The organism is Ramlibacter sp. AN1015 (genome assembly GCF_037726105.1).
In the GTDB taxonomy this organism is placed as follows: domain Bacteria; phylum Pseudomonadota; class Gammaproteobacteria; order Burkholderiales; family Burkholderiaceae_C; genus Ramlibacter.
This window is the reverse complement of the sequence record NZ_JBBJUM010000019.1, coordinates 42,097-64,121: the sequence shown is the minus strand read 5'-3', so window position 1 is coordinate 64,121 and position 22,025 is coordinate 42,097. Positions and strand designations below refer to the sequence as shown.

Annotated in this window: 18 protein-coding genes; 9 read left to right on the top strand and 9 right to left on the bottom strand. The window is 70.8% G+C overall.

Annotated elements, in window-relative coordinates; genetic code table 11:
- Positions 1 to 31: 31 nt before the first annotated feature.
- Complete coding sequence (locus WG922_RS21070) at positions 32 to 547, bottom strand: cupin domain-containing protein (protein WP_340284994.1); 516 nt, start codon at positions 545 to 547, stop codon at positions 32 to 34.
- Between the two features lie 50 nt (positions 548 to 597).
- Positions 598 to 1,668: a LacI family DNA-binding transcriptional regulator gene (locus WG922_RS21065; RefSeq protein ID WP_340284992.1), complete on the bottom strand. Its 1,071-nt coding sequence runs from the start codon at positions 1,666 to 1,668 to the stop codon at positions 598 to 600.
- Positions 1,669 to 1,912: 244 nt separating this feature from the next.
- On the opposite strand from WG922_RS21065, the gene WG922_RS21060 reads away from it, so the two are divergent.
- From WG922_RS21060 to WG922_RS21035, 6 genes are read left to right on the top strand one after another with little or no spacing between them, the layout of a single operon-like run.
- A complete protein-coding gene (locus WG922_RS21060) occupies positions 1,913 to 3,331 on the top strand; it encodes an ABC transporter substrate-binding protein (RefSeq protein WP_340284991.1) in 1,419 nt (472 codons plus the stop codon).
- A complete protein-coding gene (locus tag WG922_RS21055; protein WP_340284990.1) occupies positions 3,331 to 4,233 on the top strand; it encodes a carbohydrate ABC transporter permease in 903 nt (300 codons plus the stop codon). The genes WG922_RS21060 and WG922_RS21055 overlap by 1 nt, the downstream gene beginning before the upstream one ends.
- Positions 4,230 to 5,087 carry a carbohydrate ABC transporter permease gene (locus WG922_RS21050; RefSeq protein ID WP_340284989.1) on the top strand — a complete coding sequence of 286 codons (858 nt, stop codon included), beginning with the start codon at positions 4,230 to 4,232 and terminating at the stop codon, positions 5,085 to 5,087. The genes WG922_RS21055 and WG922_RS21050 overlap by 4 nt, the downstream gene beginning before the upstream one ends.
- A complete protein-coding gene (locus WG922_RS21045) occupies positions 5,084 to 6,139 on the top strand; it encodes an ABC transporter ATP-binding protein (RefSeq protein WP_340284988.1) in 1,056 nt (351 codons plus the stop codon). Before WG922_RS21050 ends, WG922_RS21045 begins: the two co-directional genes overlap by 4 nt.
- A 25-nt stretch (positions 6,140 to 6,164) precedes the next feature.
- Positions 6,165 to 7,781 (top strand): arylsulfatase, encoded by a 1,617-nt coding sequence (locus WG922_RS21040; protein WP_340284987.1) that lies wholly within the window; start codon positions 6,165 to 6,167, stop codon positions 7,779 to 7,781.
- Positions 7,782 to 7,806: 25 nt separating this feature from the next.
- Entirely contained in the window at positions 7,807 to 8,793 is a 987-nt protein-coding gene (locus tag WG922_RS21035) for a formylglycine-generating enzyme family protein (RefSeq protein WP_340284986.1), read from the top strand.
- Here the strand turns inward: WG922_RS21035 and WG922_RS21030 are convergent.
- Positions 8,762 to 9,259, bottom strand: coding sequence for an Lrp/AsnC ligand binding domain-containing protein (locus WG922_RS21030; RefSeq protein ID WP_340284985.1), 498 nt, complete (start codon positions 9,257 to 9,259; stop codon positions 8,762 to 8,764). The two genes, WG922_RS21035 and WG922_RS21030, sit on opposite strands and share 32 nt — an antisense overlap.
- Before the next feature lie 177 nt (positions 9,260 to 9,436).
- On the opposite strand from WG922_RS21030, the gene putA reads away from it, so the two are divergent.
- Positions 9,437 to 13,276 (top strand): trifunctional transcriptional regulator/proline dehydrogenase/L-glutamate gamma-semialdehyde dehydrogenase, encoded by a 3,840-nt coding sequence (gene putA / locus WG922_RS21025; protein ID WP_340284984.1) that lies wholly within the window; start codon positions 9,437 to 9,439, stop codon positions 13,274 to 13,276.
- A gap of 156 nt (positions 13,277 to 13,432) precedes the next feature.
- Here putA and WG922_RS21020 read toward each other — a convergent pair whose 3' ends face one another.
- From WG922_RS21020 to WG922_RS21000, 5 genes are all read right to left on the bottom strand, one after another.
- Positions 13,433 to 14,401 (bottom strand): CAP domain-containing protein, encoded by a 969-nt coding sequence (locus WG922_RS21020; protein WP_340284983.1) that lies wholly within the window; start codon positions 14,399 to 14,401, stop codon positions 13,433 to 13,435.
- 64 nt (positions 14,402 to 14,465) lie between these two features.
- Positions 14,466 to 15,215: an ion transporter gene (locus WG922_RS21015; RefSeq protein WP_340284981.1), complete on the bottom strand. Its 750-nt coding sequence runs from the start codon at positions 15,213 to 15,215 to the stop codon at positions 14,466 to 14,468.
- Positions 15,216 to 15,396: 181 nt separating this feature from the next.
- The gene (locus tag WG922_RS21010; protein ID WP_340284980.1) at positions 15,397 to 15,810 is read right to left on the bottom strand and encodes a response regulator; all 414 of its coding nucleotides are present in this window, start codon (positions 15,808 to 15,810) and stop codon (positions 15,397 to 15,399) included.
- A 509-nt stretch (positions 15,811 to 16,319) separates the two neighbouring features.
- Positions 16,320 to 18,161, bottom strand: coding sequence for a phosphogluconate dehydratase (edd, locus tag WG922_RS21005; protein ID WP_340284979.1), 1,842 nt, complete (start codon positions 18,159 to 18,161; stop codon positions 16,320 to 16,322).
- Between the two features lie 465 nt (positions 18,162 to 18,626).
- Positions 18,627 to 19,196, bottom strand: coding sequence for a hypothetical protein (locus tag WG922_RS21000; protein ID WP_340284978.1), 570 nt, complete (start codon positions 19,194 to 19,196; stop codon positions 18,627 to 18,629).
- Positions 19,197 to 19,248: 52 nt separating this feature from the next.
- Between WG922_RS21000 and WG922_RS20995 the strand changes: the two genes are divergently transcribed.
- Positions 19,249 to 20,142 carry a hypothetical protein gene (locus tag WG922_RS20995; protein ID WP_340284977.1) on the top strand — a complete coding sequence of 298 codons (894 nt, stop codon included), beginning with the start codon at positions 19,249 to 19,251 and terminating at the stop codon, positions 20,140 to 20,142.
- Positions 20,143 to 20,299: 157 nt separating this feature from the next.
- On the opposite strand, the gene WG922_RS20990 is transcribed toward WG922_RS20995, so the two are convergent.
- On the bottom strand, positions 20,300 to 21,208 hold the full coding sequence (locus WG922_RS20990; RefSeq protein ID WP_340284976.1) for an EamA family transporter: 909 nt from the start codon (positions 21,206 to 21,208) through the stop codon (positions 20,300 to 20,302).
- Between the two features lie 214 nt (positions 21,209 to 21,422).
- On the opposite strand from WG922_RS20990, the gene WG922_RS20985 reads away from it, so the two are divergent.
- Positions 21,423 to 22,013, top strand: coding sequence for an exopolysaccharide biosynthesis protein (locus WG922_RS20985; protein WP_340284975.1), 591 nt, complete (start codon positions 21,423 to 21,425; stop codon positions 22,011 to 22,013).
- Positions 22,014 to 22,025 lie beyond the last annotated feature (12 nt).

Genomic DNA, 22,025 nt, shown 5'->3' with positions numbered 1-22,025 from the left:
ACGAGTGCGCCCGGTGCGTTTCTCGGCGCGCCTACACCCCGCCGTGCGGGTGCGTCGGATCCACCCACAGCACCTGCTCGGGCTTTTCGATGGGCTCGATGTCGAGATTGATCGCCACCGCCTCGCCATCGCTGCGACAGAGCACGCACTCCAGCACCTCGGTCGGGCTGGCGTTGATTTCCTGGTGCGGCACGTAGGGCGGCACGTAGATGAAGTCGCCCGGCCCCGCCTCGGCGGTGAACTCCAGCCGTTCGCCCCAGCGCATGCGGGCACGTCCGCGCACGACGTAGATCACGCTTTCCAGGTGGCCGTGGTGGTGCGCACCGGTCTTGGCATCGGCGTGGATCGTGACGGTGCCGGCCCACAGCTTCTGAGCGCCGACACGCGCGAAGTTGATCGCGGCGCGGCGGTCCATGCCGGGTGTCTGCGCGGTGTTCGCATCGAGCTGATCGCCCGGAACCACGCGCACGCCGTCATGCTTCCACTTGGCGTCTTCGTGCGGGTGCGGGTGCGGGTGCGGGTGCGGGTGCGGGTGGTCGGCGTCCATGGCGCCAGCGTACACCGGCGCGGGGGCTGCATGGCACGCCGCTTCCCACCCTAGCCGGGCAGTACGCCGCTGCTGCGCGGCGGTGCGGTGCTGCCGCGCGGCACCAGCTGGGCCTCGAAAGCGCGAAACGGCTCCCAGGTGCGGCCTTCGAGCCGCGCGATGAGCTGCTCGGCCGCCGCGTCGCCGATCTCGACGATGGGCGTGCGCACGCTGGTCAGCCCGGGAGTCTGCGTGGCGCCGAGGTCGGTGTTGTCCACGCCGGTGATGGAGATGTCCTCGGGGATGCGCACGCCCGCCTCACGGCACGCCAGCATGGCGCCGACCGCGAAGACGTCGTTGGTGGCGACCACCGCCGTCGGCGGCTCGTCCAGCGCCAGCAGCCGCTCCATGGCGGCCTTGGCGGCCGGCAGCGCGATGGGGGCGAACTGCACGCATGCGTCGTCGAGGGCCAGCCCCTGTTCCTCGAGCGCCGCGCGCAACCCTTCGCCCCGCGTGCGGGCGCGGTCGTTCCCCTCCACCGGCGCGCTGAGCATCCCGAAGCGGCGGTGCCCGAGCGCCAGCAGGTGGCGGCCGATCTCGTAGGTGGTGGCGCGGTTGTCGAAGCCGACGCTCGGGTGACGGCGCAGCGGGTCCACGGCCCAGGTCAGCACGTAGGGGCGGCCGTAGTCCTCCAGCAGGGAGAACAACGCCTGTTCGTGGTCCAGCCCGACGAAGACGAAGGCGTCCACGCCGTGCTGCACCAGCTGGTGGGCGATGTGCCGCTCGGCCGAGAGGTCGTAGTGGTGCTCGGCCAGCACGAGCGCATAGCCCTGCGCGTGCAGCCGGTGCTGCAACGCGCTCGTAGTGCGCGCATACAGGGCGTAGTCGAACGAAGGCACCACGGCGCCCACCATGCGGCTGCGGTGGCTGCGCAGGGTGCGGGCGGCGCCGTGCGGCACGTAACGCAGCTTGGCCGCGGCCTGGAGCACCCGCTCCCGGGTGGCGGGATCGACCTGCTCGGGCGTGTTCAGCGCACGCGACACGGTGGCCGTGGACACGCCCGCCAGCCGCGCGACGTCGCGCGCTGCCGGGCGGCTGCGCGGCTCCGCGGCCGTCGGCAACAGGGGCGAGAAGGTGTCCATGTAATCGATTGCAAAACTGGCCGGCCGGTGCACGGAACGGCAGCACGCGCCGTCGGCCAGACCCGCCCAATGTACCCGAGCATCGCGCTGCGCCATGCGGGGCGCTTGCGGGAAATCCCCAGCTTCCGGCATCTCCGCGGCGTCTCTAGACTGGTCCATGTAATCGATTGCATGGTGGCAGCTGCGCGCCGACCTTTCCCTCGCTGCCCGCCCCGGATCCCACCCACCCACAGGAGACAACGCCATGGTGAAAGCACGCGATACGGATGCCGCCGCGCAGGACGCCGGCCGCAGGAAATTCATCGGCCAGGCCGCGGCGCTGGGCGCCCTGGGCGTCGCGGGCACCGGCTGGACCGGCAGCGCCGCCGCGCAGCAGGCCGACCTCGCTCCGTACCGCAACGCCAAGGTGAACTGGCGGCAGGCCGAGGGCGAGTCGATCTCCGTCGCGGTGATCCCGGCGAGCTACTTCGAGAACCTGATCACCCTGCTGCCGCAGTTCGAGGCGCTCACCGGCATCAAGCTGCGCATGGAAAAGGTGCCTCCGGGGCAGATCCGCCAGAAGGCGATGCTCGACCTCTCGTCGAAGACGGCCACCTACGCCACGCACGCGGCCGACCCCATGTACTACCCGCTGTACGTGTCCAACAAGTGGGTCGAGCCGCTGGACAAGTACCTGAACGACGCCAGCCTTACCGACCCCGCCTGGTTCCAGTACGAGGACATCATCAAGGCATGGCGCGAAGCCGACTCCGTCGATGGCAAGCCCTACGGCATTCCCTACGACGGCGAGGTGACGGTGCAGGTCTATCGCAAGGACCTGTACAACGCGAAGGGCCTCAAGCCGGCCGACACCTACGAGCAGTTGCTGGCCAACGCCAAGGCCGTGCACGACCCCGCCAACCGCATCTACGGCCTCGCCCTGCGCGGCTTCTCCGGCGCCGGGCAGAACATGTACATCTACCCGTCGATCTTCAAGGGCTTCGGCGGCGACTGGTTCCAGGGGGGCAAGCTGGTGGTGAACAGCCCGGCCGCGGTCGAAGCACTCCAGTGGTATGTCAATGCCCTGTCGCAGTACGCGCCGCCGGCCGTGCGCAACTGGAACTGGCCCGATATCGCGGACGCCTTCTCGCAGGGCACGGTGGCCACCTACATCGACGCGCATTCGTCGGCCGCGGTCATCACGAATCCCGAGAAGTCCAAGGTGGTCGGACAGGTGGCATACGCGCGCTGGCCCAAGGGCCCCTCGGGCGAGCGCGTCACCTCGATCTGGAACTGGGGCTTCCCCATCAACGCGGCGCTGAGCGAGCGCGCCAAGAAGGCCACCTGGCTGTTCATCACCTGGGCAAGTTCGGCCGAGACGCAGGCGCGCACCTCCTGGAAGTTCGACGGTCCGGCCAAGCGGTCGGGCCTCAACCGCATGGCCCTGTGGCGCTCGCCCGAATTCGCCCAGGCGATGCAGAGCGCCGGCGACAACTTCATCCCCGCCGCGTTGGCCTCGCTGGAGCAGGACACCGATGTCGAATGGCGCCCGCGCGTGCCGCAGTGGCCGGCCATCGGCGAGACCATGGCCACCGCGATCCAGGCGGCGCTGGTGGGCCAGAAAAAGCCCAAGGAAGCGCTGGACGAAGCCCAGGCGCGCATCAGCCAGCTGATGAGCCGTTGATGTTCGTGCCTGCGCGTGCCGGCGCGGGCTCGCTGGAGCGGCAGGAGCGGCGCTTTGCGATCGCCCTGTTCGCACCGGCGTTCCTGCTGCTGCTGCTGACCACGACGGCGCCGCTGGTGTTCCTCGCCTGGAACAGCCTGCAGCGGCTGGACATGGGCATGCCGTGGCTCTCCGGCTTTGCCGGCCTGGACAACTACGCGCGCATGGGCAGCGACCCGCGCTTCTGGAATTCGCTTGCGCTCACGGCCATCTACACCAGTTGCACCGTGCTGCTGCAGGTGCTGATCGGCCTGTCGCTCGCGCTGCTGGTGCTGCGCATCCCGAGCGGCCAGTGGCTGCTGCGGGTGGCGGCCATCCTGCCCATCGTGCTGGCTCCGGTGGTGGTGGGCCTGTTCTGGCGCACGCTGGTGCTGGCGCCCGATTTCGGCCTCGTCGATGTGGTCACCCGCACGCTCGGGCTGGGCAGCTACAACTGGCTGGGCGATCCGCAGCTCGCGCTCATTTCAGTGATCGCGATCCACACCTGGCAGTGGACGCCCTTCGCCTTCCTCGTGCTGCTGGCGACGCTCGCCACGCTGCCGCCGGACATCTACGAAGCCGCGCAGCTCGACCGCGCGAGCGCCTGGCAGCGCTTCCGGCACATCACCGTGCCCCTGATCCGCCCGGCCGTGGTGATGGTGGTGATCCTGCGCACCATGACCGCCCTGTCCGCGTTCGCCGCGATCTTCGCGGCCACCGGCGGCGGCCCCGGAACCTCGACCGAAATCCTCAACCTGTACGCCTACCGCACCTCGTTCACCGAGCTCAACATCGGCTACGGCTCCGCGCTGGCCATGGTGCTGCTGGCGATCACGATGGCGGTGTCGTGGCTGCTGTTCGCGCGCCGGAGGTCAGCCGCATGAGCCGCTCCACTCCTGCAACCGCCGCAAGCGCGCGGCGCGCCGTCCTGTTCCTCGTGGCGCTGCTGCTGGTCTCGGTGTGGGCGTTTCCCGTGCTGTGGGCGCTGCTGACCTCTTTCAAGACAGAACGCGACGTGCTCTCGTGGCCTCCCAGCGTGGTGTTCACGCCGACGCTCGACAACTACCGCGAGGTGCTCTGGGGCCGCTCGAGCATCCTGCCCAACCTCTGGTCGAGCACCGTGCTGAGCTGCGCAACCACGGCGTTGACCATGCTGTTCGCGGTGCCGGCCGCCTATGCGCTGGCGCGCCTGCGATATGCGGGCAAGCGCGCCAGCGGCTTCTACATCCTGGCCACGCAGATGCTGCCGCCGGTGGGGCTGATCATTCCCTACTACCTGGTGCTGCAGCGCATCGGCGGCCTCGACAGCTACGGCGGCCTCACGACCATCTATCTCACCTTCTCGCTGCCCTTCGCGATCTGGCTGATGGTGTCGTACTTCGAGGACATCCCCTACGAGATGGAGGAAGCCGCCCTGCTCGACCGCGCCGGGCGCATGCGCACGCTCTGGCACGTGATCCTGCCGCAGGTGCGCGGCGGCATCGCGGTGACCACGGTGTTCGTGTTCCTCAACGCGTGGAACGAGTTCATGTTCGCCGTGGTGCTGGGCGGCAACACGGTGCGCCCGGTCACGGTGGCCATGTTCAATTTCATTTCGGTGGAGCAGACCCAGTGGGCGCGGCTGGCCGCCGGGGCGATGGTGGCGATGGCGCCGGTCATCGCCGTGGGGCTGTTCGCGCAGCGCCACATCGTCAAGGGACTCACCCTCGGAGCCGTGAAGGGAGGCGGCCGCCGATGACTCAACAAGGCAATGTGCGCCTGCACGGCGTGGTCAAGCGCCACGGCGAGACCACGGTGCTGCACGGCGTGGACCTGGAGATCCACGCCGGCGAATTCTTCGTGCTGCTCGGCCCCTCCGGCTCGGGCAAGACCACCACGCTGCGCATCCTCGCGGGGCTGGAGCCGGTCAGCGGCGGCCATGTCTTCATCGACGACCAGGACGTGACCGGCACCGAGCCCGGCGCGCGCGACGTGGCCATGGTGTTCCAGAGCTATGCGCTCTATCCGCACATGACCGTGGCCGAGAACATCGGCTTTCCGCTGAAGATGGTGGGCACGCCGCGCGACGCCACCGCGCGTGCCGTGCAGGACGCTGCGGCGCGGGTGAGCATCGACCACCTGCTGCAGCGGCGCCCCGGCCAGCTCTCGGGCGGCCAGCAGCAGCGCGTGGCGCTGGCGCGCGCCATCGTGCGCCAGCCGCGCCTCTTCCTGCTCGACGAGCCGCTGTCCAACCTCGATGCCAAGCTGCGGCTGGAGACCCGGCTCGAGCTGAAGCAACTGCAGCGGACCCTGGGCGTCACCACGGTCTACGTCACGCACGACCAGGAAGAAGCGATGACGCTGGCCGACCGCGTGGCCGTGTTCATGGACGGACGCATCGTGCAGGTGGCGGCCCCACGCGAGCTGTACGGCCGCCCGGCGCAGGTGTCGGTCGCCGGCTTCATCGGCACCCCGCCGATGAACCTGCTGCCCGCCACCTGGAGCGGCGGCACGGCCGTGGTGGACGGCGTCGCCCAGGACGTCTCCGGGCACACGGCGGCCGACCGCGAGGTGGTGCTGGGCGTGCGGCCATCCGAGCTGCGGCCGGGCGCCAGCGGCTTTCCGGCGCGCATCGACTATGTCGAGGCGCTGGGCGACCACTGCATCCTCAACCTGCGTGCCGGCGAGCGCCGCATCAAGGTCAAGACCGGCCCCGACGCCGCGCTGCGCGAAGGCGAGCTCACCCACCTGAGCTTCGACGCCGGCTCGGCCCATCTTTTCGACGGCGCCAGCGGCGAGCGCCTGAACTGACACCTTCTTCCCGCGAGAGACCGCCATGCACAAGCGACCCAACATCCTCCTGATCCTGAACGACGACATGGGCTACTCTGACATCGGCTGCTACGGCGGCGAGGTGGAGACGCCCCACCTGGACCGGCTCGCGCAGGGCGGCCTGCGGTTCTCGCAGTTCTACAACACGGCCCGCTGCAGTCCCTCGCGCGCCTCGCTGCTCACGGGGTTGCACCCGCACCAGACCGGCATCGGCATCCTGACCTACGACTCGGGCCCCGAAGGCTACGCCGGCAACCTCAACCAGCGCTGCGCCACCATCGCCGAAGCGCTCAGGCCCTCGGGCTACCGCAGCTATCTCAGCGGCAAGTGGCACGTGTCGAGCAACCTCACCCAGCCCACCGACTCCTGGCCGATGCAGCGCGGCTTCGACGGCTTCTACGGCACCATCATCGGCGCCGGCAGCTTCTACGACCCCAACACCCTCACCCGCGGCAACGACAACGTCGAACACGAAGCGCGCGAGCCGGGCTTCTTCTACACCGACGCGATCAGCGACGAGGCGGTGCGCTTCCTCGAGCGCCACCAGGCCGAGCACGGCGACAAGCCCTTCTTCCAGTACGTCGCCTACACCGCCCCGCACTGGCCGCTGCACGCCCACCCCGAAGACATCGCCAAGTACCGCGGCCGCTTCGACGAGGGCTGGGACACGCTGCGCGAAGAGCGGCTGCGGCGGCTGGTCTCCAGCGGCATCCTCGACGCACAGTGGCAGCTCTCGCCGCGCGACGCGAACCAGCCGCCCTGGACCGAAGCCGAGAACAAGCAGTGGCTGGCGCGCTGCATGGAGGTGTACGCCGCGCAGATCGACCGCATGGACCAGGGCATCGGCCGCATCCTGGCGTCGCTCGAGCGCATGGGGCAGCTCGAGGACACGCTGGTCATCTTCCTGGCCGACAACGGCGCCTGCGCGGAAGACATTCCCGAAGGCGTCACGGTCGACGAGCTGGTGGACAAGCTGATGATCGCCCGCTCCCACACGCGCGACGGCGAGCCCGTGCGCTTCGGCAACATCCCCGAAATCATGCCGGGGCCGGAGGACACCTACCAGAGCTACGGCCAGGCCTGGGCCAACCTCTCGAACACGCCCTTTCGCCTCTACAAGCACTGGATCCACGAGGGCGGCATCTCCACGCCGCTGATCCTGCACTGGCCGCGCGGCATCGCCCAGCGCGGCGAGGTGCGCCACACCCCGGGCTACCTGCCCGACATCATGGCCACCATCCTGGACGTGACCGCGACGCCCTACCCGCAGGACCTGGACGGGCGCAGCATCCTTGCGCTGGAGGGCCATTCGCTGCGCCAGGCCTTCGCGGCCGACGGCGGCGAGCGTCCGCCGATGTTCTGGGAGCACGAAGGCAATGCCGCCGTGCGCATCGGCAAGTGGAAGCTGGTGCGCCAGTACCCCGGCGCATGGGAGCTCTACGACATCGAGGCCGACCGCACGGAGCTGCACGACGTGGCGGCGCAGCACCCGGACCGCGTGGCCGACATGCAGCGCCAGTACGAGGCCTGGGCCGCCCGCTGCGGCGTGCTGCCGCGCGAGAAGGTGGTCGCGCTGATGCGCAGCCAGGGCGTGACGCGGGCGTTCTGGGAAGACGAGTGAGGGCTGCGGCGTGAAGCCCTGCTGCATGCCGCGCCGCGAGGGCGCACCGGAGCGCCACGGCGCATCCGGGCTCACCGGCGCGTTGTCCGCAGCGTCGCCTCAGCCCCTGCGGCTCGCGCCTCCCGCGCCCGACCGGCTCGGCCTGCTCGCCCTCCCCGGCGGACGCTTCCGCATGGGCAATGCGCAGGGCGACGGCTTCGCCGAAGACGGCGAAGGTCCCGAGCGCACCGTGCACGTAAGCCCCTTCGCCATCGGCCGCACGGCAGTGACCAACGAGGACTTTCGGGCGTTCGTGCGCGCCACCGGCTTCATCACCGACGCCGAGCAGGCCGGCTTCTCCTTCGTGTTCTACCTGCAGCTCGACCCCGAGCGCCGCCGTGCCCAGCGCCAGGTCGCGCGCGAGCTGCCCTGGTGGCTGCCGGTCGAGGGCGCGTGCTGGCAGCGCCCGCACGGCCCCGGCTCCAGCATCCTGGAGCGCCTCGACCATCCGGTCGTGCATGTGTCCTGGAACGACGCCGCCGCGTACTGCGCGTGGGCCGGCGCGCGGCTGCCCACCGAAGCCGAATGGGAGTACGCGGCGCGGGGCGGCCTGGACGGCAGGCGCTATCCCTGGGGCGACACGCTCGAGCCGGGAGGCGAAGCGCGCTGCAACATCTGGCGTGGGGAGTTCCCCGCGCGGCCCGCCGCGGGCTGGCGGCCCGACACGCAGCCTGCCGATGCCTACGCGCCGAACGGGTTCGGCCTGCACAACACCAGCGGCAACGCCTGGGAGTGGTGCGCCGACTGGTTCAGCGCCGACTACCACGAGCAGACCGCCGAGGCGGACCCGCTGCAGTCGTCGCCCACCGGACGGCGCTCGATGCGCGGCGGCTCCTTCCTGTGCCACGCGTCGTACTGCAACCGCTATCGCGTCGCCGCGCGCTCGTCCAACACGCCCGCCAGCAGTTCCAGCAACTGCGGCTTTCGCATCGCCGCCGCGCTCAGCCCAGGTGCAGCCGCGACGTCTGCTTGACCTCTTCCATCACCGCATAGGTGCGCGTCTCGCGCACGCCCGGCAGCTGCCACAGCACCGAGCCGGCGAAGCTGCGGTAGGCGTCCATGTCGGCCGCGCGGGTCTTGAGCAGGTAGTCGAACCCACCGGCCACCATGTGGCACTCGAGGATCTGCGGCTGCGCCTGCACGGCCGCCTTGAACTGCTCGAACACGTTGGGCGTGGTGCGGTCCAGCAGCACCTCGACGTACACCAGCATGCCCGCACCGAGCAGCCGCGGGTTCAGGCGCGCCTCGTAGCCCAGGATGTAGCCGGCGCGGGTGAGCCGCTGCACGCGCGCCAGCACCGCCGTCGGCGACAGCGAAACCGTCTCGGCGAGCTTCAGATTGCTGATGCGGCCGTCCTCCTGCAGCGCCTGCAGGATGCGGCGGTCGATGCGGTCGAGTTCGTCGAGACCCGATCGGGCGGCGTTGACGGGCGCAGTCATGGTGAATTGTTCTCCGAATACCGAAAACATCCGAACAATACCCGGCGCGAAGCCGGGCACCATGAACATTCCGCCCACCACGCACCTGCCTGCATCGTGACCACCTCCGCCGTGCCGAACCCTTCCGCGCAGCCGCCAGCGCCCACCCCTGTGCCGGCGCACGGGCCGACTTCCTCCATGCCGAAGCAAGGACCCAGGCCGCCCGGGTCGCCCCCGCGACCGCCCGTCGCCGACGGCGACGTTGCCGACGCCGCACAGGCCGGCACCGTGCAGGAACCGTTCGCCGCGTTCACCAGCTTCCCGGCCCCCGACTCTCCCCTTCGCGCAGCGATCACCGCCGCCTGGCGCACACCCGAGCCGCAGGCCGTGCAGGCGCTGCTGCCCGCCGCGCGCCTGCCCGACACGGTGGGGGAATCGGCCCGCGCGCTGGCCTGCCGGCTGGCGGACACGCTGCGCCGGCGCAAGACGGCGGTCGGTCGCGCCGGGCTGGTGCAGGGGCTGCTGCAGGAGTACGCGCTGTCGTCGCAGGAAGGCGTGGCGCTGATGTGCCTGGCCGAGGCGCTGCTGCGCATCCCCGATGCCGCGACGCGGGACGCGCTGATCCGCGACAAGATCGCGCAGGGCGACTGGGACCGCCACCTGGGGCGCAGCCCATCCCTGTTCGTCAACGCCGCCACCTGGGGGCTGCTGCTCACCGGCCGGCTGGTGTCCACCCACAGCGAAGCCGGACTGTCGTCGTCGTTGTCCCGGCTGCTCGGGCGCGGCGGTGAGCCCCTGATCCGCAAGGGCGTGGACTTCGCGATGCGCATGATGGGCGAGCAGTTCGTGACCGGCGAGACCATCGACCAGGCGCTGGCCAACGCCCGCCCGCGCGAGGCCCAGGGCTTTCGCCATTCCTTCGACATGCTGGGCGAGGCGGCGCTCACGGCCGAAGACGCCCGGCGCTACCGCGCGGACTACGAGCGCGCCATCCACGCCATCGGCGCCGCCTCGGGCGGGCGCGGCTTCCTGGCGGGCCCGGGTATCTCGATCAAGCTGTCGGCCCTGCACCCGCGCTACGCACGCGCGCAGCGCGAGCGCGTGCTGGACGAGCTCTATCCCGACCTGCTCGCGCTGTGCACCCTGGCGCGCCGCTACGACATCGGCCTGAACATCGACGCCGAAGAGTCGGAGCGGCTCGAACTTTCGCTGGACCTGCTGGAGCGGCTCGCCTTCGCGCCTGCCCTGCAGGGCTGGAACGGCCTGGGCTTCGTGATCCAGGCCTACCAGAAGCGCTGCCTGCGGGTGGCCGATTGGCTGATCGACCTCGGGCGCCGCAGCGGGCGGCGCCTGATGGTGCGCCTGGTCAAAGGGGCCTACTGGGATTCGGAGATCAAGCGCGCCCAGCTCGAGGGCCAGGACGACTACCCGGTCTTCACGCGCAAGGCACACACCGACGCGTCCTACCTCGCCTGCGCCCGCGCGCTGCTCGCCGCGCCCGACGCGGTGTTCCCGCAGTTCGCCACCCACAACGCGCACACCGTCGCTGCCATCTACCACCTGGCCGACCCGGCCCGCTACACCGAGCAGCAGTACGAGTTCCAGTGCCTGCACGGCATGGGCGAGCCGCTGTACGAGCAGGTGGTGGGCACTGCCGAAGCGGGCAAGCTGGAGCGCGCCTGCCGCATCTACGCCCCGGTCGGCACCCACGAGACGCTGCTGGCCTACCTGGTGCGACGGCTGCTGGAGAACGGCGCCAACACCTCGTTCGTCAACCGCATCGCCGATACGGCGCTGCCGCTGGACGAGCTGGTGCGCGACCCGGTGGAGCAGATCGACGCGCAGGCGGCGCGGGAGCATGGCACCGCCGGCCTGCCGCACCCGCAGATCCCCTTGCCGGGCGCCCTCTACGGCGCGCTGCGGCGCAACGCGCGCGGCCTCGATCTGTCAAACGACCGTACGCTGGCGGCGCTGCAGGAGGCGTTTCGCGCATCGGTCGATGCCGGCTGGAACGCGCCGCCCCTGCTGGCGCACGATGCGGCCGCCGACCCGCACGCGGCGGACTCCCGGCCCGTGCGCAACCCGGCGGACCCGCGCGACGTGGTGGGCTGGGTGCGCGAGGCCAGCGACGTCGAAGTGGATGCGGCGCTTGCGCAATCCGAGGCCGCGCTCCCCACCTGGGCCGCGCTCGCTCCCGCAGCCCGCGCCGAGTGCCTGGAACGCGCCGCCGACATCCTGGAGCGCGACATGCCGCGGCTCATGGGACTGCTGGTGCGCGAGGCGGGCAAGACGGCATCGAACGCGCTGTCCGAGGTGCGGGAGGCGGTCGATTTCCTGCGCTACTACGCCGGCCAGGTGCGCGCGGATTTCGACAACGCCACGCACCGCCCGCTCGGCCCCATCGCGTGCATCAGTCCCTGGAACTTCCCGCTGGCGATCTTCATGGGCCAGGTGTCGGCGGCGCTGGCCGCCGGCAACACGGTGCTGGCCAAGCCCGCCGAGCAGACGCCGCTGGTGGCCGCCGAGGCGGTGCGCGCGCTGTGGGCGGCCGGCGTGCCGCGCGCGGCGGTGCAGCTGCTGCCGGGCCGCGGCGAAACGGTGGGTGCGCGCCTGGTCGCGGACCCGCGGGTGTGCGCAGTGCTCTTCACCGGCTCGACCGAAGTCGCGCGGATGCTGCAGCGCACGCTGTCGCAACGGCTCGACGCGCGCGGCAAGGCCGTGCCGCTGGTGGCGGAGACCGGCGGGCAGAACGCCATGGTCATCGACTCCTCCGCGCTGGCCGAGCAGGTGGTGGCCGACGTTGTCGCCTCGGCATTCGACAGCGCCGGGCAGCGCTGCTCGGCACTGCGCGTGCTGTGCGTGCAGCAGGACGTGGCCGAGCGCGTGCGCACCATGCTGCTGGGCGCGATGGCCCAGCTGCGCATAGGCGACCCCGCGCGGCTGGCGACCGACGTCGGGCCGGTCATCGATGCGCAGGCGCGCGAGGGCATCGCCGCGCACGTCGAGACGATGCGCGCGCGCGGCCGCAGCGTGCACGTGCCGGTGCCGGTGCCCGCCGACGCGGGCCGTGGTGGAGGCTGCTTCGTCGCGCCCACGCTGATCGAGCTGGACGGCATTGCGGAGCTGGGCGGCGAGGTGTTCGGCCCGGTGCTGCACTTGGTCCGCTACGAGCGCGAGGCGCTGGACGACCTGCTGGCCCAGGTCCACGGCACCGGCTACGGCCTGACCCTCGGCCTGCACACGCGTATCGACGAAACCATCGCCCGCGTGCTCGACGCCGCGCAGGTGGGCAACGTCTACGTCAACCGCAACATGGTGGGCGCGGTGGTCGGCGTGCAGCCCTTCGGAGGCGAGGGCCTGTCGGGCACCGGCCCCAAGGCCGGCGGGCCGCTGTACCTGCTGCGCCTGCTCGCCGATCGCCCGGCCGACACGCTGGCGCGCGCGCTGCGCGAGCCGCACGCGCAGGTGAACGCCCTGGCCATTCCCGTCGAGGCGCCGCTGCGGCAGCTGGCCACCTGGGCACGCGAGCGCGGACACGATGCGCGGGTGGCACAGGCGTGCACGGATTTCGCGAGTCTCTCCCGCAGCGGCGCGTCGGTGCTGCTGCCCGGCCCCACCGGCGAGCGCAACGAATACCGGCTGCTGCCCAGGCGGGCGGTGCTGTGCCTCGCAGAAGATGCCGACGACCTGCTGGTGCAGTTCGCCGCGGTGCTGGCGGTCGGAAGCCAGGCGGTGTGGCCGGCCTCGGCGACGGCGCTGCGCGAGCGGCTGCCGCCCGTGCTGCGGGAGCGGGTGCGGCTGGCCCAGGACTGGGCTGCGCCCGGCGTCGCGTTCGACGCGGTCCTGCTGCACGGCACGCCCGCCGCGCTGCGCGCCGTCGCCGCCCGGCTCGCGATGCGCCCGGGGCCGGTCATCCACGTGGAGCGCCTGGATCCGGGCGCCACCGCGGTCCCCCTGGAGCGGCTGGTGATCGAACGCTCGCTGAGCGTGAACACTGCGGCCGCCGGCGGCAACGCGTCGCTGATGGCGCTGGGCTGACAGCCGCGGGAGCCGGCGCCTGCCGGACCCGCGCGGCTGCCGCCCAGGCCCGCGCCAGCTGCACGGTCGTTGCCGGCAGGTGCAGGACAGGGCTTGCCGTCCATGTCGGGGTCCAAAGAAGCCCACGGCGCGCGCACGACGCGGCCCACCGAAGGCTCAGTTGCGGAAGTTCTGCGTGACCATGAGCCCGTAGCGACGGCCGTCGAGGACGCCGATTCCCACCCGACCGAAGCCCGGGCGCAGGATGTTGGCGCGGTGCCCGGGTGAGTCCATCAGCCCCTGATGGGCCAGTGGCAGGGTGCGCGCCAGAGCGAGGTTTTCCCCGGCCACCATGAAGCGCACGTTGAGCTGGCGCATGCGATCGAAGGGGTCCTTGCCTTCGGGCGTGAGGTGGGAGAAATAGCCGCGCGCGAACATGTCGCCGGAGTGGGCACGCGCGACGCGGGTGAGGTCGGGATCGAGCTGCAGGGGCTTGAGGCCGTGACGCGCGCGCTCTTCGTTGAGCAGCTGCAGCATGCGGGACTCCAGGTCGGGCCGCGCGTGCGCATCGGTGACGGTGAAGGGCAAGGGGATGCGCTCGCGCGAATCCGGCGCCACCGTGATGCGCCCGAGCGTGGAGCTGACCGCGTCCTCGAACACCGGTGCGAGGGTGGCCTCCAGCCATTCGGCCGGCGCGGCGAGCTGGTCCGCGAGTGCGCTCCCGCGCACCTGCAGCGTGATGCGGTCGGGCAGCGGCAGCGACAGCAGCACCAGCGCCAGGATGGCCGCATGGATCAGGCCCAGGGCGAGCCCCGGGAAGATGCCGAGAAGGCGATTGACGGGATGGCGGTGCACCTGCGCCGGCAGCCCTGCCAGCAGCCCGCCGGCGATCAGCCCCAGGAGGATGCGCGCGAGCACGAGGATCACCAGGAACGCTACCGGTGCGGCCCAGACCCCGAGGCTGATGACGTGCCGCTCGATCAACGCCGCCGTCAGGCGGTAGCTCCAGAGGGCGGCGAGAAAGGTCGTGGCCAGCAGCAGCAGATCGACCGTGCCGGCGATGAAGCCGCGCCGCCAGCCGACCAGCAGGCCGATCGCTGCGACGAGGACGAGGAAAAGATCGATCAGGTTATAGGCGTCCACCATGCGCCGGCAAAGGTACCCTGAATCGCGGGCTGCCGACAAGCCGCTGCGGCACTACGAAGCGCCTTCAGGGCGTTGCCTGCGGGCCGCGCACCTCACGGGGCGGGTCATCGGCAGGGGCCCGGGCACGGGCACGGTCGCCGTCGCTGCTGATGAAAAAGCTGCCGAGGGTGGCCGTGACATAGCCGAACATGGTGAAGCCGTACACGGATAGCAGCAGACAGAGCATGCGCCCCTCCGGCGTGCGCGGCCACCAGTCCGATCCCATGGTGACGAGCATCATCGCGGTCCACCACAGCGCGTCGCCATAGTGGAGCAGCCCGTCCGGGCCGCCTTCGAAGGCGAGCATGCCCGCCGCTCCGGCAAACAGCACCACCAGCGTGAGCAGCATGACGTAGCCGAAGCCGCGGCGGTGCAGCGTGCGCCCAAGCGCCCGGATGCCGCGATTGAGCGAGGTGATCAGGCGCACCAGGCGCAGCCCCCGCACGGCGCGCGTGGCGCGCAGCACCCGAAAGCCGCGCAGCACCGCCAGGGAGCGCACGGCGGGCAACGCAAGCGAAAACAGCGTCAGGAGGTTGCGCCGCAGGAAGCGCAGCTTGTCGGGCGCCAGCACGAACTTGAGCGCGAAGTCGGCGATGAAGACGACCCAGATCACCTGGCTCGCGATCAGCAGGCCCGCATTGCTGCGCCCCGCGAGCTCCAGCGCCACCAGGACCAGCCAGACGAGGCCGAGCACCGCCATGGGAGCGTCCAGCGCGCGCTCGAGGCGCCGCAGCAGGCTGCTGCGCTGGCACTGCAGGTCACGGGCGATGTCCATCGGTGCCGCTAGTGTGGCGAAGAATGCCCGCGCCGTGTCGGTCGGCGCGCCTGGCCGGCCTGCTGTGCGGCAGGCCAAGGCCAGCCGACCCGCCCTGGCGCGGGAGTCCGTCGGGCCGGCGCTTCCGCCCGGCGGCCGAAGCCGGCGCTCGCCGGGCCGGTGCCGGGCCCGGCGCCGTGCGTCAGCGCGCGGCGAGGGCCGCTGTCGCGCGGCAGTCGTGCAGCACGCTCAGCACCCGCTCCACATCGACGGGCTTGACCAGGTACTCGTCGAATCCGGCGGCGACGGCAGCCCGGCGCCGCTCGTCGTCGCTCCAGCCGGTAATGGCAATGATGCACGTGGTGCCCAGGGGATACGTGCGGCGCAGGCGGCGGCACAGTTCCAGACCGTCCATGCCCGGCAGACCCAGGTCCAGCAGGACGATGTCGGGCTGCAGCTCGGCCGCGATCCGCAAGCCATCTTCCGCATCGAAGGCGCCGACGGCACGGTGGCCGTAGGTCTCCAACAGGACGGAGAGCATGTCCACGGCGTCTTCGTTGTCGTCCACGATGAGGATGGACAGGGCGGGCGTGGAAGGACAGTTCGTGGATTGCATCGGCAGGGTTGAGTCTCAGCAGGGGCGCACTGTAGGGGAGCGCGGCCGTATTGTCTGCTCCGTACGGCTTGTCCCCTTCCGGTGGCAGGTATCGCGACGCGACTGGACATCGCACCAAAAAGCACCCCCTGCGCCACGGGCTGGCGCAGGGGGTGGAATGCCGGGTGGAGGACATGCGATGCGATGCGAGGCGATCCCCGGCCGGCTACCCAAGTGAGTGATCGCGCGCGCTGCCGCCCGGATCAAGGTCCATGCTGCGCCACCTCGAGCTGGGCCGTAGTAGGACAGCGCCGCGCGCGAACACTCGGTTGCACTAGCCCGGCCGCGCTATGTCCAGGGGCATGGAGGGCGCTCCAGGGCGCCAAACTATTCACGGAAACGGCCGGAAAAAACGCAGGCAGAGGGAGGCGGCCCGACGCTGAAGCACGCGGGTTTGACCGATGCATGACTGCTGACGACGCGGCCGACCGCGCCGCCCACGGGACCCGCGACCAGGCAGGTCCGGGCACTCACACCCAGGCGCAGGCGCCCTCTTCCGCCGTGAGCGCGTGGCGGCGGAATCCGGCAAAGAGCTCCCGCCCCAGGTCGAACCCGTTGCGTTCGGCCTGCTCGGACGGCATCGCGGCGGGGCTGCGCGCCTGCCACTGCGCGTCGGGAACGAGCACCTGCAGCGTGCCGGCGTCGGCGTCGAGGCGAACCAGGTCGCCGTCGCGCACGCGTGCCAGCGGCCCACCGCTCGCCGCCTCCGGCGACACATGGATCGCTGCCGGCACCTTGCCGGACGCTCCGCTCATGCGGCCGTCGGTCACCAGCGCCACGCGCCAGCCCTCGCCCTGCAGCACCGCAAGCGGCGGCGTGAGCTTGTGCAGCTCGGGCATGCCGTTGGCCCGCGGCCCCTGCCAGCGCACCACGCACACCAGGCCGCCCGTTCCGTTCTCGCGGCACGCGGCCTCCAGCTCGCCGGCCCCGAAGGCCCGCAGAAGCGCGTCCTGCGAATCGAAGACCCGCGCCGGCGCCTCGATCAGGTGCCGGTCGGCGGGGACGGACGACACTTTGATGATGGCGCGGCCCAGGTTGCCCTCCAGCAGCTTGAGGCCGCCGGTGGCGCTGAAGGGTTCGCCGGCCGGCCGCAGCACCTCGCTATCGCGCGAGGGGCCCACGTCGCGCCACTGCAGGCGGCCCTCGTGCACGCCCGGCTCGCGCGTGTATTCGCGCAGCCCCGCCTCGCGCACCGTGAACACGTCTTCGTGCATCAGGCCGGCGTCGAGCAGCTCGCGGATCACGTACGCGGGCCCCCCCGCAGCCTGGAAGCCGTTCACGTCGGCCTGCCCGTTCGGGTAGATCCGCGCCAGCAGCGGCACCACGGCGGACAGCTGCGCGAAGTCGTCCCAGTCGATGCGGATGCCGGCCGCGCGCGCGACGGCGACCCAGTGGATGGTGTGGTTGGTCGAGCCGCCGGTCGCCAGCAGGGCCACCAGCGCGTTGACGATGCTGCGCTCGTCCACCAGCCGGGCGATCGGTGTGAAACGCCGCCCGCGCGTGATCGACAGCGCCGTGCGCACCGCCTCGCGCGTGAGCTGCTCGCGCAGGCCATCCTGCGGGTTGACGAACGCGCTGTCGGGCACGTGCAGGCCCATGGCCTCCATCAGCATCTGGTTGCTGTTGGCCGTGCCGTAGAAGGTGCAGGTGCCGGGGCTGTGATAGGACTTCTGCTCGGCTTCGAGCAGCTCGGCCCGCCCCAGCTTGCCCTGCGCCGCGAGCTCGCGGGCCTTGGCCTTCTCCTGGTTCGTGAGCCCGCTGGGCATCGGACCGCCGGGCACGAATACCGTGGGCAGGAAGCCGAAGTGCAGCGCACCGATCAGCATGCCGGGCACGATCTTGTCGCAGATGCCGAGCATCAGTGCCGCATCGAACACGTCGTGGCTGAGCGAGATGGCCGTGGCCTGGGCGATCACGTCGCGCGAGAACAGCGACAGCTCCATCGAGGCGGTGCCCTGCGTCACGCCGTCGCACATGGCCGGCACCCCGCCGGCCACCTGGGCCGTGGCGCCGTGGCGGCGGGCCTCGTCCTTGATCACCTCCGGGAAGCCGGCATAGGGCGCGTGAGCCGACAGCATGTCGTTGTAGGAGCTCACGATGGCAATGTTGGGCGCACGCTCGGCCACCACCTTGAGCTTGTCGTTCGCCGGCAGCGCCGCGAAGGCGTGCGCCACGTTGGCACAGCCCATGCGGTCTGCCCCGCGCTCGCGCTGCGCCATCTCGTCCATGCGGCGCAGGTACGCCTCGCGCTCCTTGCGGCTGCGCTCGCGGATGCGGTCGGTCACGGCCGATACGACGGGATGAAGGGTCACGTGGTTCTCCTGCGGATGTCGGTGGAATGCCCGCATGTTCGCATTGCCGCAGATGTCGCCGCGAGAGCCTCCGGCGGCAGGCCGCGGGCACACGCCATCTTCCCTTCCCAAGCTGCGGCCGCGCTGTGGGAGGAGGCTGCATGCTGCGCTGCGCGGCGGCGGCGCCCCCTGGTGGCTGGCCGGGGTGAGCCGAACGGTGGGCAGCTCCCGGGACAAGGCCACCCCTTGTTCCTTGCGGCCGTGTCACGTGGATTCCGTCCCTCTCTGCTGTCCCCCGGGAGTAGGGGCACGCTGCGGCATGCACCTGGGCATGCGCGTGCTTCGCGGCTGTGCGTACGCTGCAGCGACAGCCCATGTGACACACCTCCGGCTCGCGCGCGGCTGCGGCTGAGCGCGTGCGGCGCGGAACGGGCCGCACCGTCATCCAGGACAGCGGAAACGGCTCCGCCAGCGCTGGTCACAGACCTACACACGCTTACCTGTTTGCCCCACATGGACGCAGCCCTCGGCCCGTACAGTGAACTTCGGCGCGCGTAACTGCGCTTTTTTTTGCAGCCGGAGGAACAACGTGAACACGCAACAACCTTCCAAGCCCAACACGGGCAACACCACCACGAACAACACCGGCGGCGGGGCTGGCGGCGGCAACAAGGCGGCCGCTCCCAACAAGGGCCCCGGCTCACCCGGAGGGACAAGCGGCTCGCCCGGCTCGCCCGGAGCAGCGGCCGGCTCTACCGGCTCTCTCGGCTCCGGCGGGTCGCCTGGGTCCAGCGGCTCGCCTGCATCGACCGGCACGAGCGGCGGCGCAGGCGCGAAGCCCCCGGGGTCCGGCGGCTCCGGATCCCCGGGCTCCAGCGGATCCTCCAGCCCGGGTGCAGGCATCGGAGCAGGCGGCGCGTCCAGCGGCATGTCGTCCGGATCGAGCGGCGCCGGCGCATCGGGCGCTTCGTCCGGACCCTCCGCTTCGTCGGGTTCGACCACGTCCAATGCATACGGGTCGTCCGCGTCTTCGAACTCCGCTTCGTCGGGCGGCAAGGACGCGTCCTCCTCGTCCTCCGGGGGAGGCTGGGGCACCCCCCGCGAAAGCGTGCATCGCATCGCAGAGATGGCCCACCAGGCGATCGACCGCATCCAGCAGACCATCGAATCGGTCGGCGGTTCGGCCCGGCAGTCAGGCGGCAGCGGCGGCTCGAACATGGCGTCGGAAAGCTCCTCCGGGGGTTACGGCGAGCAGGCCCGCAAGGTCAGCGAGCAGGCCCGCAAGTACGGTGAGCAGGCCCGCGAGTACGGCATGCAGGCACGGCAGTACGGCGAACAGGTGCGCACCCGCGTGCACGACCAGCCGCTTCAGGCGGCCGGCATCGCCTTCGTCGCGGGCTTGCTGTACGAGAAGATGTTCATGCACCGCCGCCGCGTGAAGGTGGTGCAGGTGCCGGTGTACGTGCCGCGCCTGTCCGACTCCTCGCATTTCGACACCGGCCGGGCGCGCGGCTGGATGCAGGCGGCCGGGGAGAAGATCCACCAGCTCGGCGACTCGGGGCACGACGCGGTCCGCAAGCTGGGCGCGACGACCATGATGGGCGTGGCGGGCACCAAGGCCATGTCGTCACGCATGTGGCACAAGACGCGCCAGGCCATGCCCGAGGACATGTCCCACGCGCGCCAGCAGGTGCTGGCCAAGTCGCACGAATACGGCGGCATGGCCCGCACGCAGATGCAGGAGCACCCGCTCGTGGGCGTGGGCCTGGCGGTCGGCCTCGGTGCGCTGGCTGCCGCGATGGCGGTGAACCGGCGCAACGACTCGGCCCCCCAGGGCAGCGCTTATGTCGTCGGATCGGCCGGCGAATCCTACGGGCGGGACTACGCCTCCGTGCGCCAAGGCGGCGGCTACTCCGACGCGATGGGGTCGAACCCGCTGGTGACGGCGGGCCTGGCACTGGGCGTGGGCATGCTGCTGGGCGCGGTGCTGCGTCGGCACTGAGCCATCAGTGCGCGCCGTCGCTGCCGGTTCTGCCCGGCAGCGCGGCGCGTACGGTGGGCGGTGCGTGCCGCCTGAGGCGGGCAAGCCCGCATCTGCGACGCCCGCCGCGTCGGGCAAGACTGCGCGTCGGCAAGGGGCTTCCCCGCGGGCCCATCGGTCAGGCAGAACGCCACAGGCGCGGACCGAACATCACGCACAGCAAGGCGCACATCACGAACCCTGCGCCCGCCCATTGCAGCGCGCTCACCGACTCTCCCAGCAGCAGGGTTCCGGCGGACAGGCCGACCAGCGGCACGCCCAGGCTGAAGGGCGCGACGCGGCTGGCCGGGTACTTGCGCAGCAGGTTGGCCCAGGCGCCATAGGCCAGGGCGGTTGCGAGCCATCCGAGCGCGGCCAGCGCGGCCCAGGCCTGCCAGGGGGCGCGCAGCCAGTTCGACCATGCTTGCGGCGGATCGATCCACCAGCTCAACGCGAAGAACGGCAGCACCGCGACGCAGCTTCCCCAGACGACGAAGTGCAAGGGCTCGAACCCGCTGGACTCCCGCTGGGCCCGGCGCACGACGATGTTCGACACCGCCCACATGGCCGCGGCAGAAAGGTTCAGTGCGAGGCCGGCCAGCGTCACGCCACCGCCCTGCACCACCATCGCGTTGACGCCGAAGCATCCCAGGCCCACTGCTGCGAACGCCATCCCGGCCTTCAGCGAGGAGCCGATGCGCTCGGACAGCACCAGCGCCCCGAACAGTGCGGTGAAGAACACCTGGGTCTGCATCAGCACGGAAGCGAGCGCCGCCGTCATGCCGACCTGCAGCGCCAGGAACAGCGTGCCGAACTGGCCCACGCCCTGGGTCAGGCCGAACGCGACCACCCAGCGCATCGGCACCGACGGCGGGCGCAGTACCAGCAGCAGCGGAAAGGTGGCGAACAGGTAGCGACCTGCGCCCATCTGGAATGGCGTGAAGTGCGTCAGGCCGAACTTCATGACGACGAAGTTCATGCCCCAGATGACCACCACCAGGACGATGGCGACCAGGTCACTGCTTCGCAGGGGTGGCGGATGGCTCATCCGGCGATTGTGCCGGCCGCCTGCGACCCGTCGAGGCAGCTCGGTCTCAAGTGTTCACAGCACTAACGCGGTGCAGCACGCGCGGCACCCAAACTGCGCACAATGAAATTCAGGTCCGGGCGAGTCACGCGAGTCACGCGAGTCGCAGCCCGGCAGGCAGGCACTTCGGACGAAAGACGCGAAGACGCAACGGCAAAGGGAACAAGGGTGAGCGATGGCTGAAGAACGCGTGAAGGCATTGAGCGACGTACTGGACCAGCTGGAGAGTTCCGCGCACGACGACAGCGTGACCGTCGAGGAGGTGGTCGAGAAGCTCGGACACAAGTCGTTCGCGGCGCTGATGCTGATCTTCTCCCTCATATCGACCTCGCCGGCCAGCGCCATTCCGGGCATCACCGCCACCGTCGCGCTGATCGTGTTCATCCTGGTGGTCCAGATGATCTTCGGGCGCAAGTGCGTCTGGCTGCCGCAGTTCATCACCCGGCGGCGCATGTCCACGAAAAAACTGTGCAAGGGCATCGGCTGGCTGCGCAAGCCCGTGCAGTTCGTCGAGCGCTTCCTCAAGGCACGGCTCACCTTCCTGCTGCACCGCCCGTGGTTGTACCTGCCGCTGATCCTGATCCTCGCGCTGACGCTGTTCATGCCGTTCATGGAGGTGGTGCCGACCTCGGGCTCCCTCGCCTCGGCGGTGATTGCGTTCTTCGCGGCCGGCCTGCTCACGCGCGACGGAGTGCTGGTGGTGATTTCGTTCCTGGTGCTGGCGGCCCTGCCAGCAGCGGTCTGGTACTTCGGCTTCAGCGGCTGAGGCGCCGGGGCC